Annotated in this window: 13 protein-coding genes; 7 read left to right on the top strand and 6 right to left on the bottom strand. The window is 35.1% G+C overall.

Annotation, left to right across the window (positions count from 1 at the left end):
- Positions 1-24 precede the first annotated feature (24 nt).
- From FLB_RS11300 to gdhA, 4 genes are all read right to left on the bottom strand, one after another.
- Positions 25-1,920, bottom strand: coding sequence for a PQQ-binding-like beta-propeller repeat protein (locus FLB_RS11300; protein ID WP_064716054.1), 1,896 nt, complete (start codon positions 1,918-1,920; stop codon positions 25-27).
- A gap of 79 nt (positions 1,921-1,999) precedes the next feature.
- Positions 2,000-2,713 (bottom strand): DNA repair protein RecO, encoded by a 714-nt coding sequence (gene recO, locus FLB_RS11295; RefSeq protein ID WP_064716053.1) that lies wholly within the window; start codon positions 2,711-2,713, stop codon positions 2,000-2,002.
- Between the two features lie 63 nt (positions 2,714-2,776).
- Complete coding sequence (locus FLB_RS11290) at positions 2,777-5,074, bottom strand: two-component regulator propeller domain-containing protein (RefSeq protein WP_064716052.1); 2,298 nt, start codon at positions 5,072-5,074, stop codon at positions 2,777-2,779.
- 123 nt (positions 5,075-5,197) lie between these two features.
- A complete protein-coding gene (gene gdhA, locus FLB_RS11285; RefSeq protein WP_064716051.1) occupies positions 5,198-6,541 on the bottom strand; it encodes an NADP-specific glutamate dehydrogenase in 1,344 nt (447 codons plus the stop codon).
- A 282-nt stretch (positions 6,542-6,823) separates the two neighbouring features.
- Here gdhA and FLB_RS11280 point away from each other — a divergent pair, with 282 nt between their 5' ends.
- Entirely contained in the window at positions 6,824-7,615 is a 792-nt protein-coding gene (locus FLB_RS11280; RefSeq protein ID WP_064716050.1) for a THC0290_0291 family protein, read from the top strand.
- 76 nt (positions 7,616-7,691) lie between these two features.
- On the opposite strand, the gene FLB_RS11275 is transcribed toward FLB_RS11280, so the two are convergent.
- Positions 7,692-8,837, bottom strand: a complete 1,146-nt coding sequence (locus FLB_RS11275; RefSeq protein WP_064716049.1) for a cystathionine gamma-synthase — start codon at positions 8,835-8,837, stop codon at positions 7,692-7,694.
- Positions 8,838-8,947: 110 nt separating this feature from the next.
- Between FLB_RS11275 and FLB_RS11270 the strand changes: the two genes are divergently transcribed.
- Positions 8,948-9,691 carry a DUF3298 and DUF4163 domain-containing protein gene (locus FLB_RS11270; protein ID WP_064716048.1) on the top strand — a complete coding sequence of 248 codons (744 nt, stop codon included), beginning with the start codon at positions 8,948-8,950 and terminating at the stop codon, positions 9,689-9,691.
- A 57-nt stretch (positions 9,692-9,748) separates the two neighbouring features.
- Here the strand turns inward: FLB_RS11270 and FLB_RS11265 are convergent, their stop codons facing one another.
- On the bottom strand, positions 9,749-10,204 hold the full coding sequence (locus FLB_RS11265; protein WP_064716105.1) for a DinB family protein: 456 nt from the start codon (positions 10,202-10,204) through the stop codon (positions 9,749-9,751).
- 75 nt (positions 10,205-10,279) lie between these two features.
- On the opposite strand from FLB_RS11265, the gene FLB_RS11260 reads away from it, so the two are divergent.
- The 5 genes from FLB_RS11260 (at position 10,280) to FLB_RS11240 (ending at position 13,522) form a co-directional block, all read left to right on the top strand.
- On the top strand, positions 10,280-10,636 hold the full coding sequence (locus FLB_RS11260; protein ID WP_064716047.1) for an arsenate reductase family protein: 357 nt from the start codon (positions 10,280-10,282) through the stop codon (positions 10,634-10,636).
- Entirely contained in the window at positions 10,629-11,522 is an 894-nt protein-coding gene (locus FLB_RS11255) for a DMT family transporter (protein WP_064716046.1), read from the top strand. The genes FLB_RS11260 and FLB_RS11255 overlap by 8 nt, the downstream gene beginning before the upstream one ends.
- 75 nt (positions 11,523-11,597) lie before the next feature.
- A complete protein-coding gene (locus FLB_RS11250; protein WP_064716045.1) occupies positions 11,598-12,458 on the top strand; it encodes a YicC/YloC family endoribonuclease in 861 nt (286 codons plus the stop codon).
- A gap of 91 nt (positions 12,459-12,549) precedes the next feature.
- On the top strand, positions 12,550-13,122 hold the full coding sequence (gene gmk / locus FLB_RS11245) for a guanylate kinase (RefSeq protein ID WP_064716044.1): 573 nt from the start codon (positions 12,550-12,552) through the stop codon (positions 13,120-13,122).
- 34 nt (positions 13,123-13,156) lie between these two features.
- Positions 13,157-13,522: a four helix bundle protein gene (locus FLB_RS11240; protein ID WP_064716043.1), complete on the top strand. Its 366-nt coding sequence runs from the start codon at positions 13,157-13,159 to the stop codon at positions 13,520-13,522.
- Positions 13,523-13,537 lie beyond the last annotated feature (15 nt).

The raw sequence follows: 13,537 nt of genomic DNA, 5'->3' as shown, positions 1-13,537 counted from the left end.
AATTTCCTGATGGCCTTTGAATTTTTATTTTTTATTAAAAATTTGAATTGAATTATCAGAAACGTAAAAAATATTTTGCGTAGCTGGGTCAATTTCATATTGAGGGCGGTTGTTATTAAAAGTGATCTTGTCCAATTCCACACCGTCGATTTTTCTAACTTTTACAAGCATTTTTTCTCCTGTTGGCGTTTTAGCAAAAATATAAGAAAAATCTCTGTTTTGTTTCATTGCATTAAAACGAGAGCCAAACTTCTCAGCAACCATACCTAATGCAGCAGCACCTGCAGCATATCCTTCAGCTTGAGCCATATTCGTTTTGTTTCTTTCACGAACTGTTGTCGTTTGTCTGTTTCCGTTTTCATCACGAGTCTCCATTGTTAATTCACTACCTTTAAATGCACTTACTGCTGATGCTCCAGCCATAAATGCACTTCCAACTATGGCTGTGCTTTTTAATAAACGTCTTCCTCCTTCGCCAGGCTGACTGTAAGTAAGGTGGTATTTTACAGTTCCATCCATATTAACTCCCATAACCTCAACAGGTCCAGAAAGAACCACTCCCCAAGGAAACAATTCGATGCTATTTAACTCTTTTTCATTTTTGATGTTCACTTTTGCAAATGGCTCTGGTTTATCATCAATGGTTGGATTAAACTTGTATAACTTTTCGTCGTTATATACTAAATAAGAATTACTTGCTTCTTCAAATGTTGGCAAAACAGGACGATTTTTATCAAATTCGATGTTACGTTTCCATAATTTTTTTCCGGATTTGTAATCCACCATATTACCGTAGGTTCCTGTAAGATACATTACTTTTTCACCCACTTTTCCTAAATAATAAATAGGATCCTCTTTGTCATCTGAAATTTCAATAAATTTCTTCCATAATTTTTCGCCATCTTTATTGATTAACATCATTTCGTTTTCGGCTACATAAAGAAAATCTTGATCAATTGGGATTACTCGTTTCAAACCATCCCCACGAGCATCTTTCTTCCATATTTTTTCTCCTGTTTTTAAGTCATAGAAATTAAAACCGCTGAAATGAGCAATTAATAATTTTGATCCCCAATCTTCGAGATAAACTACTTTTTTGGTTTTAATTGACTCTTTCCAAATACTCTTACCAGTATCAGTACTTAACACATTCAAATATTCTTTGGTTGAGAAAATACCTTGGCTATTAACTACTACAATGTTTTTATCATTTTGTGTTAGAAAGAATTTCGTATATTCTTCGTCATCTGCTTTCCAGTTCAATTTACCTGTGTTTCTGTCAAATGAATATAATTTTCCGTACAAAAGATAATAAATTACAGCACCATTTATTTTGGCTATATTAGTATTGGCTGATTCTTTTAAAGAAAAACTAAATAATGATTTCGCTTTATCAACAGAAGTATTCCATTTTAACTCGCCCGTTTTCATATCCAAAAGAGCGATGGCCATATCTCCGTCCTTCTTTAAAGTTAGTAAGTATTCATCCGTTTCGGGGATAAAATCAGATTGCATTACCCAAAACGATTCTTTAGATGAGTTGTATACAATTTTACCTGTATCAGTATTTATAATAATGTACTTGTTATTGATGTAGGCCTCAACATAAGGGCTTCCACCAACGCTTGTTAATGCCTTTTTATCTTTAAAAACATTACCAAAATCTGGATCTTTCATGATATCTCCTACAGATACACTGCCAAAATCATCTTTAGTAAGTGTCCAAATAATTTTTTTTGTTTCCGGGTCCACACCCTTTACGGTACCGCCTTCTTTAAAAACAACAATACCAGTAATTTCATTTTGCACTAAATCTTGGACGGGATTATCTGTGGTAATTATTTCATCGTGTTTTCTTTGCGAAATCGCCGAAAAACAAACGAATAAAAGCAAGATAATTGAATACGTAATTTTCTTCATTTTAATTTTTTGTGATTAATAAATTAGGGATGTAATGTGACTAAAAGATCACAAGCGAATATATAGATATAAATTAAGCTTAAGAAAAAATTTCTTTTAAAATTTCTAAGGACTTTGGCTTTTTAAAACCTTGTAAATGAAAACTGTAATAATCGATTAGAATCTTGAGTAAAACCTGACGTTCTGTAACATGAAACACTTTTTGATCTGAATCAAATTTCAAAGCAATCAATTTTTTGAGCAAATTGGATTGATGTTCAGACAAAGAACTCATCGCCTGAAATAAAGAAAAAACCCCTTCGTTCATTTCAAAAAAAGGTAAATCTTGATCAGTAGTGTCTGGATAAAAACCTAAAAATTTTGTGATTTCCAACATTAAAATCAAATGAAAATTACTGTTTTCATGATGTGTGTCCAGCCATTGCAACGCCGCTTCGAGGTACTGAAACAAATCATCGTTTTTTTCTTCTTCATGAATCGCATGATGCAAAATTTCGGAAAGAAACAACACCATAGTACTTTTTACAATATCCAAAGGAATGGTTTGAAACGGAATAGCTGTTTTGATTTCTTTAAAATGCTCTAACGTCCCTTTATTCTTATGTACCGCTTCGATTTCCAAGATCGATAACGGCTGAAAATAAGCGATTTTTTGATTGTTCTTCTTTCCAGAAAATGCGTCTCTAACAAAATAGGATTTTAGACCATGAGATTGCGTAAAACACTTCACAATCAAGCTTTTTTCTTGAAATTTTAAAGTAGAAATGACGATCGCTTTGGTTTTTACCAACATGAGTTTTCGGGTATCGGTTAACGGCTAACGGTTTTTAGTTATCGGTTTTCGGTTTTGGAATTTTTATCTAATAATCATCACTTTCTTCACCTTGGTTTCGACTCCGTCTTCGGCAGAAATAAAAATCATATAAACCCCCGAAGCTACTTTGTATTTTCCAAAGGCTGTAGTATCCCATTCGATAGTTCCTCCTTCCGAAATTGCTTCGTGAACCAAATTGCCTTCAATATCCGTTATTTTTACATTGGCACGATCCAAAAGTCCGGCGATTTTTACGGTTCCGCTAAATCCTGGACGCACCGGATTTGGATAAACATAAACATTATTCAAAGAATCACTAGCCCCTGTAGCTACTCCTTTAAACGAAATCATCCCTTTGGCGGTAGCAATATAAACTTCGCCGGTAACTGCATTGATCCCAATATCATTTATAGTATTACTTGGTAATGGCGAATTATTAGTCGTGAAATGATAGAGTGTTTTTTGCCCATTGGATGACAATAAAAAAACACCTGAATCTGCTGTTCCTACCCATTTATTATTGGCTCCATCTACTACAATGGCGTTTATAAATTGTTCATACAATAATTCCTGAGCCACCTCATCTTCTAGAATGATAATGGGTTTGGTAGTGAGTGCCGTGGTATTTTGAAAATTATTCACACTCGATAACACCCTAAGGCCTTTGGTGGTGCCAATCCAGAGCTGATTGTTAGTATCTATAGCCAAAGCTCGAACATCTGTTGTAGGCAAGTTTCCTTTATCAGCTCCAAAAGTAATCTTCTTAAATGTAGCCGTACTATTTTCATTAAAAGCAAGTACTCCATCGGTATTAGAGGCGATCCACTTGGTACTGTTTTTATCGATGACCATTCTTCCCATACTCACATCGATACTTTTTTCGGCGATAGTATTCAAGGAATAACTTTGCCATTGTCCATTACTTCTCAACACTTTTAAGCCATTTTCGATTCGTGAATTGGTTACCCAAAGATTCCCAGTTTTATCAAAAGCGGTTCCGTTAATACGAATGTCTATGTAAGTTGGCCCTAAAAAAGCAATCGATTCTAAGCCTGAATTGGTTTGATTGTACAACAAATTTGGCACTTCGTTTTCTATACGCAATAAACCTGAAAAAAAAGAACTCGCATAAACTTTAGTCTCGTCATTTGGATTAATTGTTACTCTCGAAATGGATTTGGCTCCCAAAACATTATTTGCAGCAATAGATGACCAACCCTGAGCATTGAGTCGGCTAATGCCATATAAATTAGGACCACTGTTGTTATAAGAATAAGGATTATAATCGCCTGTATAGCCACCATATACCGCCCAAAGTGCCGTTGGACTAACTTGAAATGAAAAAATGGCATTTCTGAGTGGTCCTGGAGGTGTATTATCGACTATTGGTGCGCCAACAGATAGTGTCGTTGCAAATAAACCATTTTCTTTGGTTCCCAAAAATAAATTGGCATTTACAATGGCGGCACAAGTAAAAATGGGATTTTTATCCAAAATCTGATTACTCGTTATTTGTTTTATCAAAAGAAATCCTAACCCAAATACCGAAATTTGGCTAGGAGTAGTAACCAATAAATTGTTTGCATCAGAACGTAAATCGACTATAGGCGAGCCAAAACTTTGAACAAGAGTGAATGAATTGAGTCCATACTTATAAATTGCACCATTTGTCGTTGAAGCATACAAATCGGTGCCAAAAGCAGTAATTCCCGACCAATTATCAGACAAAAGCGTTGTCCATTGCTGATAATCAATCAAGTTTGGATTTGTAATAGCTGCACGACGAATTCCATTTTCGGTGGCAGCATAAATATTTCCTTCAAAAACAGCCGTTTGCTTTACTGAAATCTCCTTTCCAAAGTCGCCCATAAAGTACGTATCTCCAAAAAGTTGCGTATTCAAATTGAATTGTACAATACCAAAATCACAAGAAACATAAAGAATTCCTTGATATTCCATAAAGTGATTGATTTTTTTGATATTGGCAGGCAATTGTTTATTGATAATATCGACCACCTTTAAAATAGCTCCATCCTTTTCGTTTATTACAAGTAAAAGACCATTTTCATAACCCACAATTGTCTTATTGAAAGCGACGCTATGATACAGTGCAGATATCGTCAACCCAGAAAGACCGTCGATAGTTGTGGTCGTTTTTAATGTGTTTAAAAGCGTGTTTTTTGAAAACAAAGCATTCTCTGCAGCAGCAAAAATATTGGAATTGGATTGCGCTACATCTTTGATTTCGTTATAAGAAAAATACCCTTGCCAAGACAATTGTTTTTGGGAAAAAACATTGTTCATAGCTAATAAACAAAAAAACACGACTATTCCTCTCATGAGTTTTATTCAAATGAATTACAAATATAGTACAAACGGAAGTTTTTGCTTTTTGTTCTAGACGAATAAAAAAAGCCTTCTTCTGTTTCCAGAAGAAGGCCTTCAATAATTAACTTACTACTACTATACTACTCCTTGAGCTAACATAGCATCAGCTACCTTAACAAATCCAGCAATATTAGCACCTTTCACATAATCAACATATCCAGTTTCATCTGTACCGTATTGTACACAAGAAGCATGAATATTCAACATGATATTGTATAATTTTTCATCTACCTCTTCAGAAGTCCAGCTTAAACGCAAAGAGTTTTGAGACATTTCTAAACCTGAAGTCGCAACACCACCTGCATTAGACGCTTTTCCTGGCGCAAACAATATTTTGGCATTATGGAAAGCGATCACAGCTTCTGGAGTAGAAGGCATATTAGCTCCTTCGGCCACAGCAATACATCCGTTAGCTAATAAAAGAGCCGCTTCTTCTCCGTTCAACTCATTTTGAGTAGCACAAGGCAAAGCGATATCACATTTTACTTCCCAAGGGCGTTTACCTGCAACGTATTTGGCATTTGGATATTTTGCTACATATTCGCTAATTCTTCCACGTAATTCGTTTTTCAATTCCATTACGAAAGCTAATTTTTCAGCATCGATTCCGTCAGCATCATAAATATAACCCGCAGAATCAGATAAAGTAACCACTTTACCACCTAATTGAGTTGCTTTTTGAGCAGCATACTGCGCAACGTTACCTGAACCTGAAATAACGACTGTTTTACCTTCAAAAGAATCACCTTTGGTTTTCAACATACTTTGTGCAAAGTATACCGTTCCATAACCAGTTGCCTCAGGACGGATTAATGATCCTCCGAAAGAAATTCCTTTTCCAGTTAAAACACCTGTAAACTCGTTTCTTAATCTTTTGTATTGTCCAAATAAATAGCCTACTTCTCTACCACCAACACCAATATCTCCAGCCGGAACGTCAGTATCAGCACCAATATGTTTAGCCAATTCAATCATAAAACTTTGACAAAATTTCATGATTTCGTTATCCGATTTTCCTTTTGGATCAAAATCAGAACCACCTTTACCTCCACCCATTGGCAAAGTAGTCAAACTATTTTTGAAGGTTTGTTCGAAAGCTAAGAATTTCAAAATACTTAAGTTTACTGAAGGATGAAAACGCAATCCCCCTTTGTATGGTCCAATGGCAGAGTTCATCTGGATGCGATATCCACGATTTACTTGTGTTTGACCTTGATCATCAATCCAAGTCACTCTAAACATGATCACGCGCTCAGGTTCAACCATGCGCTCTAAAAGCATTTTGTTTTGGTATTTTTTATTTTGTTCGATGAAAGGAATTACCGTCTCGGCAACTTCTAGTACTGCTTGCAAAAATTCTGTTTCGTTCGGATTTTTTTTAGTTACCGAATCGATAAAATTAGTTATACTTTGTGACATAATTATAATAATTATAAAACGTTAAAAACGTACTGTTAATGATTACAAATATAGGCTAAAACAATAAATTTGACCTATTTGTTTATAAAAAAAAGAAAAATTATCTTTTATTTAACCAATTACAAAGAAATAGCAACATAACAGTATGGTTTTTACGAAAACGTTATAGTATTTGTAACAAAATTCAATTTTGTTTAATAATAATTGGTTTAACATTAATGCAACTTTGGTGTAATTTGTTTTTCGTATATTTGCGCGCAATATATATTATTAGGTTATCAAATGTTCAAAAAAATAGTTTTAACAATAATCGCATTACTTTTTGTTGTCAATATTTCTCACGCCCAATTCAATGTAGCACATGAAATAGGTGTTACAGTTGGACCAGTAGCATTTCAGTCCGATTATGGCGAACGCCATGATTTTGACACTAATGCAGGTAATACTGGATTTGGTATTGGTTTGGTTCACTACCTTAACTTTTCAACAAAAGCTTATAATGACAACTACTTTAATGAGCATTTTAAAGTTCGCTCTGAATTATCTTATAGTTCGACCAACTTTAGACATTTTGGAACATGGGTAGATCAATCCAATAATTCGCTGGGAAAAGAACAACTTAGAGCCATGAGAGGCTCTTCTAGTGTATTAAATCTAGGAGTACAGGGTGAATTTCACCCCATTAAAATTCATGATTTCGAAAATAGTATTGGCACATTTAGCCCGTATGCTAGTTTGGGTCTTTTATATAGTTTTTATAGCTCTGAAGCTACCTCTACAATGGGGCCTTTAGGAACTTCGATGACTACAATCCCAAAATACTTAACTCCTTCTGACGGAAGACCTCATGGGTTTTCGACTGAAAGCAAAACTGTTTTATCTGTGATTGCCGGCATAGGTAGTAGGTATAAGCTAACTTCAATGAGCGACTTACTGGTAGACATGCGTTTTCAATATTTTACTTCGGACTGGGTGGATGGACTTAATCCTAATAAACAAATTTACAAAGAGAATAAAGCCAATGATTGGATGGTTTGGTTCAACATTGGATACATTCAATACTTAGACATATAATCCTTCGCGGGTGAAAAAAGTAAAAGGGCTCAATTAAAAATGTTGAGCCCTTTTCTTTTACATAAATTATCATATTCTAGGCCAAAGCTTGTTCTAAGTCGGCAATCAAGTCGGCGGCGTCCTCAACACCTACACTCAATCGAACTAGATCATCGGTAATACCCACTTCTTTTCGTTTATCTTCTGGAATAGAAGCGTGAGTCATCAACGCTGGATGGTTCGCCAAAGATTCAACACCACCTAACGACTCTGCCAAAGTAAACACTTTCAGCTTTTCCAAAAAAGCAATCGCATCTTCTTTGTTTCCTGAGGTAAACGTAAACGAAACCATCCCACCAAATCCACTCATTTGCTTTTTGGCAATGTCATGAAACGGATGCTCTGGCAACCCTGGATAGTATACTTTTTTGATTTTAGGATGTGTATTTAGAAATGCTACCACTTTCTCACCGTTCTCACAATGTCTTTGTACTCTAAGGTGCAACGTTTTTATTCCACGCAAAACCAAAAAACTATCCATAGGTCCCAACGTGGCACCAGTGGCAAATTGTTGAAAGTGCAACTGATTGCCTAATGCTTCATCTTTTACAATCAAAGCCCCAGCAATCACATCCGAATGACCTCCTAAATATTTGGTCGCTGAGTGCATGACAATATCAGCGCCCAAGTCAAGAGGTTTTTGCAAATAGGGTGTAGCAAAAGTATTGTCTACCGCAAAAAGAATATTGTTTGCTTTTGTTATTTGAGCAATTGCAGCAATATCTGCCAATTTCATTAAGGGATTCGTAGGCGTTTCAACCCAAACCAACTTCGTATTTTCGTTGATTAAAGATTGGAATTTATCCAAATCATTCATATCTACAAAGTGAAACTTGATTCCCGAATCTTTATAAATTCTGGTAAACATTCGATACGTTCCTCCGTATAAATCATCCATAGCGATAATCTCATCGCCTGCTTTGAATGAACGCAAAATACAATCCGTTGCAGCTAAACCAGACGAAAAGGCTAAACCTCTAGTTCCATTTTCAATACTTGCCAAAGCATTTTCTAGCGCTGTTCTTGTTGGATTTGCCGCTCGGCTATATTCATAATCAGGGTGCAAGGGTTGTCCAGGACTCGTTTGTACAAACGTAGACGTTTGATAAACTGGCGGCATTACCGCTCCAGTACTAGCGTCATGATGCTGTCCTCCGTGAATTACTTTTGTATTGAATTTCATTGATTTAAATTTTAAAATGACTGTTGCTTATAAATGCAAATTTACCGTTAAATATTGATAAAGCAACATTACACTAGGCTACCTTTGTATCTCATTACATTTTTTGAGTTATGAAACGATACATCCAAAGCCTACTGTTGCTCATCGTGTTGAGCAGTTGTTCGAATGAATTGAACTTTGAAAACAAAAAGTTCAATAAAAAAAGCACCCTCCTTTGTAAACAAAATTGTACCGAAATTAAAGTAACAATTCCCATCGCTAAAAGTAACGGTCGCGTGGCAGATAGTATCAATAAAAAAATATTTTCAATTGTAAAAGAATTGGTGTATTTGGATGAAAAACCATTAACAAAAGAAGATTATGAAGCGCTAGTTTCATCCTTTATACAAACCTTTGAAACCACAAAAGAAGCATTCCCAGATAGCACTTTTGGTTGGGAGGCTAACATCGAGGGAACCATAAAATACCAATCCGAAAATCTAATCAATATCGAAATAGATCATTATACATTTACGGGTGGCGCTCACGGATATGAAGGCCTACAATCCTTACTCTTTGATCCAAAAACTGGGAAAACGATTCCTATCGATAAGCTATTTCAAAACTTAGTGGAACTAAAAAAAATGGTTGAAAAGAAATTTCGCGTCAAATATCAAATTCCGCAAAAAGGAAGCATTAACCAAACTGGTTATCTATTTGAAGATGAAACTTTTCAATTACCCAAAAATATTATTTTCACCAACGACGGCCTTTTGTTTCACTACAATCAATACGAAGCCGCTGCATATGTAGAAGGGCCTAAAACCCTTTTTATTCCTTATGCTTCTCTAAAAAATTACCTTATTTTGAAATAAAAAAGTGCTTCGAAATTGGATTTGATTTCGAAGCACTTTTTCTATTTGCATCGTGTTTTAAACAAACTTACGAAGACTCATTAAGATTCCAATATGTAAACCTTCATGGAAATTGTTGAATTGGATTGCTTCTTCAACAGAATGCAATGTAAAACCTGTAGAGGTTGGGTATTCAGTAAAATTTTGAAAAACCTTATTATTGTAGTCGCTTTTCATTTGCTCTACGGTTGAAAAAAGCAAACTCTTAATCAAGTCAACTTCTTCTTGTGTAGCATCTTGTTCTGGTTTGGATCCTTTTCGGTATTTTTCTACCAATTCATCAGCAACCTGCATAGGTAAACCCGATAATTTATAAACTAATAACTGTTGCGTCACCACAATATGAGCAATGTTCCAAAATATTGTATTAGAAAAACCCTCAGGAATAGTATTCAATTGCTCCAAAGAATATTTTTCCAGAAAAGAAGCTGCCATTTTTCGGCTTGTTGCAGTTAATTCAAATAGTGCATTCATTTTTTTTATTTTTTGGATAAAAATACTCATTTTCGGTGTAAATGAATTTTCTTTGTACCAATAAAAGCAACCCAAATGAACAAAATATACTATTTAGCTTCTTGTGATACTTGCAGAAAAATTATAAAATCATTGCCAGAAAATCATAATTTGGCTTTTCACGACATCAAGCAAAACCCAATAACTACAGAAGAATTAGAGGAGATGCGCCGTCTTTCTGGAAGCTATGAAGCCTTGTTCAGCAAAAAAGCCCAATTGTATAAATCGATGAATTTAAAAAATCAATCGCTTACCGAAGACGATTTTAAAAAATACATTTTGGAGCATTATACCTTTTTGAGCCGACCGGTATTTATCATCAATGACAAAATTTATATCGGAAATAGTCAGCAAAACATGCATCAAGTTCATTTAGCCTTAGCACATGTCTAAAAGAAATCTTGCCTTATTGGGCGCCACAATTGTTTCGATTATCTACGGCGTTACTTTTACCATCGCCAAAGACGTCATGCCTGTTTATATTGATGCCTTTGGATTCATCTTACTGCGAGTAGGCGGATCAATGATGCTATTTTGGGGCACTTGGCTTTTTATGCCCAAAGAAAAAATCGCCTTAAATGATTTTCCAAGAATCATAGCCGCTGCATTTTTTGGAGTGGCTTTTAATATGCTTACTTTTTTTAAAGGATTAAGTCTTACTTCTCCCATTTCGGCAGCTGTAATCATGGTTTCAACACCAATGATTGTGCTTGTTTTATCTGCTCTATTGATGAAAGAGCGTATGAAAAAAAGAATGGTTTTAGGAATTATATTGGGATTACTAGGAACTACTTTCTTAATTCTTTATGGCAAATCTATTGGCAATGCTTCAAATGCCGGATTGGGTAATTTTTTAGTATTGGTGAATGCCATTTCGTATGGTTTTTACTTAATTATTGTAAAAAAATTAATGCACACTTACCATGCCTTCACGTTTGTAAAATGGATTTATCTTTTTGGTTTCTTGATGGTACTCCCTTTTGGCTGGAACGAATTTAGTAGCGTAAATTGGACTTTGGTTCCTGTTGCCATTTTCTGGAAAATAAGTTTTGTGGTGGTGATTTCGACATTCATTACCTATTTATTAAATTTACTTTCTATGAAAGAATTAAAACCCACCACTGTAGCTGTATTTATTTATTTACAACCGCTATTTGCTACGATTTTCGCTATTGGCTTAGGGAAAGACGAATTGAGCTGGGTAAAAATAGGAGCGGCCCTATTAATTTTTGCAGGCGTTTATTTAGTCACTCAAAAAACAGCAAAACAGCATACGTAATTTGCAAGAGCAGTATTACACTATTTACGAAGTACTAATTACTTTCCTTATATTTACAGACTTTTAGAACATATTATGATACAATCCATGACCGGTTTCGGTAAAGCAACACTACAATTACCAACCAAAAAAATAACAATTGAAGTAAAATCCCTCAACAGTAAGGGTTTAGACTTAAACGTCAGAATGCCTTCTTTATACCGCGAAATGGAATTGGGATTGCGTAATCAAATTGCTTCTAAACTCGAAAGAGGAAAAGTTGATTTCTCCATTTATATCGAAAGTACAGCAGAACAAACCTCGACTCGAGTAAATGTTCCGATTGTAAAAGCCTATATGAATCAACTACGTGAAGTATATGCGCATGTGGAGGAAACCGAATTGATGAAAATGGCCATTCGCATGCCCGATACCATGAAAATAGAACGCGAAGAAATCGACGAAAATGATTGGATTCAAATCCAAACCGTGATCGAAGAAGCCTTGCAAAATATATTGAATTTTAGGAAAGACGAAGGGGAATCGCTAGAAAAAGAATTCCAATTGCGTATCGGAAATATTCGTCAATACATGAACGAAGCCTTGGCCTTAGACCCAGAACGCGTGCAAGCCATCAAAGATCGTTTGCAAACTGCTATTGCTGAATTACAAGTAAATGTAGACGAAAATCGTTTTGAACAAGAGCTCATTTATTATTTAGAAAAGCTAGATATCACCGAAGAAAAAGTCCGTTTAACCAACCATTTGGATTATTTCCTAGACACCATCAAAGGAACCGAAGCCAATGGACGAAAACTAGGCTTTATTACGCAAGAAATGGGAAGAGAAATCAACACCATGGGTTCCAAATCCAATCATGCTCAAATGCAAAAATTAGTCGTTCAAATGAAAGATGAATTGGAGAAAATTAAAGAGCAGGTACTGAATGTATTGTAATCCCCTTAACCCCCGAAAGGGGAACTATATAGGAGGCTATTAATCATAAATTAACTTAAAAATCCCTCCCCTTTGGGGAGGCTAGGAGGGGATGAAAAAAGGAAAATTAATCGTATTCTCGGCACCATCGGGATCAGGAAAAACTACCATCGTTAAGCATTTATTAGGAAAAGAAGATTTGAATTTAGAATTTTCTATTTCGGCGGCAACGCGTTTACCCCGTGGGGAAGAAGTAGATGGCAAAGATTACTATTTTATGTCATTGGAACAATTCAAAAAACACATCAAAGCAGAAGAGTTTGTTGAATGGGAAGAAGTCTATAGAGATAATTTCTATGGCACACTAAAAAGCGAAGTAGAACGCATTTGGGCTTTAGGCAAAAATGTGATTTTTGATATTGATGTAGCTGGCGGATTGCGAATCAAACATAAATTCCCAGAAGAAACCTTGGCTGTTTTCGTCAAACCACCAAGTGTGGATGAATTGAAACGACGACTCAAAGAACGCTCAACCGAAAGCGATGACAAAATCAACATGCGCATTGCCAAAGCTTCAGTTGAATTGGCCACTGCTCCACAATTTGATGTAATTATCAAAAATTATGATCTACCTGTAGCACTAGAAGAAGCTCATCAATTGGTGAAGGATTTTGTTTCTAAATAGTGATTAGTACATAGTAAAAAGTAATTAGCTTGAAATGGGTGAAATAAAATCATATAAAGATTTAATGATTTGGCAAAAAGGCATTAAAATAGTCTGTTTAGTTTATCAGTTAGTAAAATCATTTCCTCAAGAAGAATTATATGCTCTAACAAGTCAGTTAAAAAGAGCTTCAGTATCTATTCCTTCTAATATTGCTGAAGGTTATGTAAGAAATACAGCTAAATCATTTAGTCATTTTTTAGATATTTCAAAAGGCTCACTATTCGAAATTGAAACTCAGCTACTAATTGCTAATGAACTAGGTTTTATAACAAACAATACTTTGTACACAGAAATTTTAAGTCAAATAGAGGAAGAATCTAAAATGATTAATGCTTTTTCGAAAACCCTCAAAAACTAATTACTTTTTACTAAT

The sequence above is a fragment of the Flavobacterium succinicans genome (assembly GCF_001662485.1).
GTDB lineage: Bacteria > Bacteroidota > Bacteroidia > Flavobacteriales > Flavobacteriaceae > Flavobacterium > Flavobacterium succinicans_A.
The sequence above is the reverse complement of the archived record's forward strand: the minus strand, read 5'-3'. Positions and strand labels throughout refer to the sequence as shown.

What these genes read in the sequence shown, in the direction of transcription:
- FLB_RS11265 (WP_064716105.1), bottom strand. Translation starts at nt 10,204, where the DNA reads ATGAATGCACTATTTGAATTAACTGCAACAAGCCGAAAAATGGCAGCT.
- FLB_RS11275 (WP_064716049.1), bottom strand. Translation starts at nt 8,837, where the DNA reads ATGAAATTCAATACAAAAGTAATTCACGGAGGACAGCATCATGACGCT.
- FLB_RS11255 (WP_064716046.1), top strand. Translation starts at nt 10,629, where the DNA reads ATGTCTAAAAGAAATCTTGCCTTATTGGGCGCCACAATTGTTTCGATT.
- FLB_RS11280 (WP_064716050.1), top strand. Translation starts at nt 6,824, where the DNA reads ATGTTCAAAAAAATAGTTTTAACAATAATCGCATTACTTTTTGTTGTC.
- FLB_RS11270 (WP_064716048.1), top strand. Translation starts at nt 8,948, where the DNA reads ATGAAACGATACATCCAAAGCCTACTGTTGCTCATCGTGTTGAGCAGT.
- FLB_RS11250 (WP_064716045.1), top strand. Translation starts at nt 11,598, where the DNA reads ATGATACAATCCATGACCGGTTTCGGTAAAGCAACACTACAATTACCA.
- FLB_RS11240 (WP_064716043.1), top strand. Translation starts at nt 13,157, where the DNA reads ATGGGTGAAATAAAATCATATAAAGATTTAATGATTTGGCAAAAAGGC.
- FLB_RS11260 (WP_064716047.1), top strand. Translation starts at nt 10,280, where the DNA reads ATGAACAAAATATACTATTTAGCTTCTTGTGATACTTGCAGAAAAATT.
- gdhA (WP_064716051.1), bottom strand. Translation starts at nt 6,541, where the DNA reads ATGTCACAAAGTATAACTAATTTTATCGATTCGGTAACTAAAAAAAAT.
- FLB_RS11290 (WP_064716052.1), bottom strand. Translation starts at nt 5,074, where the DNA reads ATGAGAGGAATAGTCGTGTTTTTTTGTTTATTAGCTATGAACAATGTT.
- gmk (WP_064716044.1), top strand. Translation starts at nt 12,550, where the DNA reads ATGAAAAAAGGAAAATTAATCGTATTCTCGGCACCATCGGGATCAGGA.
- FLB_RS11300 (WP_064716054.1), bottom strand. Translation starts at nt 1,920, where the DNA reads ATGAAGAAAATTACGTATTCAATTATCTTGCTTTTATTCGTTTGTTTT.
- recO (WP_064716053.1), bottom strand. Translation starts at nt 2,713, where the DNA reads ATGTTGGTAAAAACCAAAGCGATCGTCATTTCTACTTTAAAATTTCAA.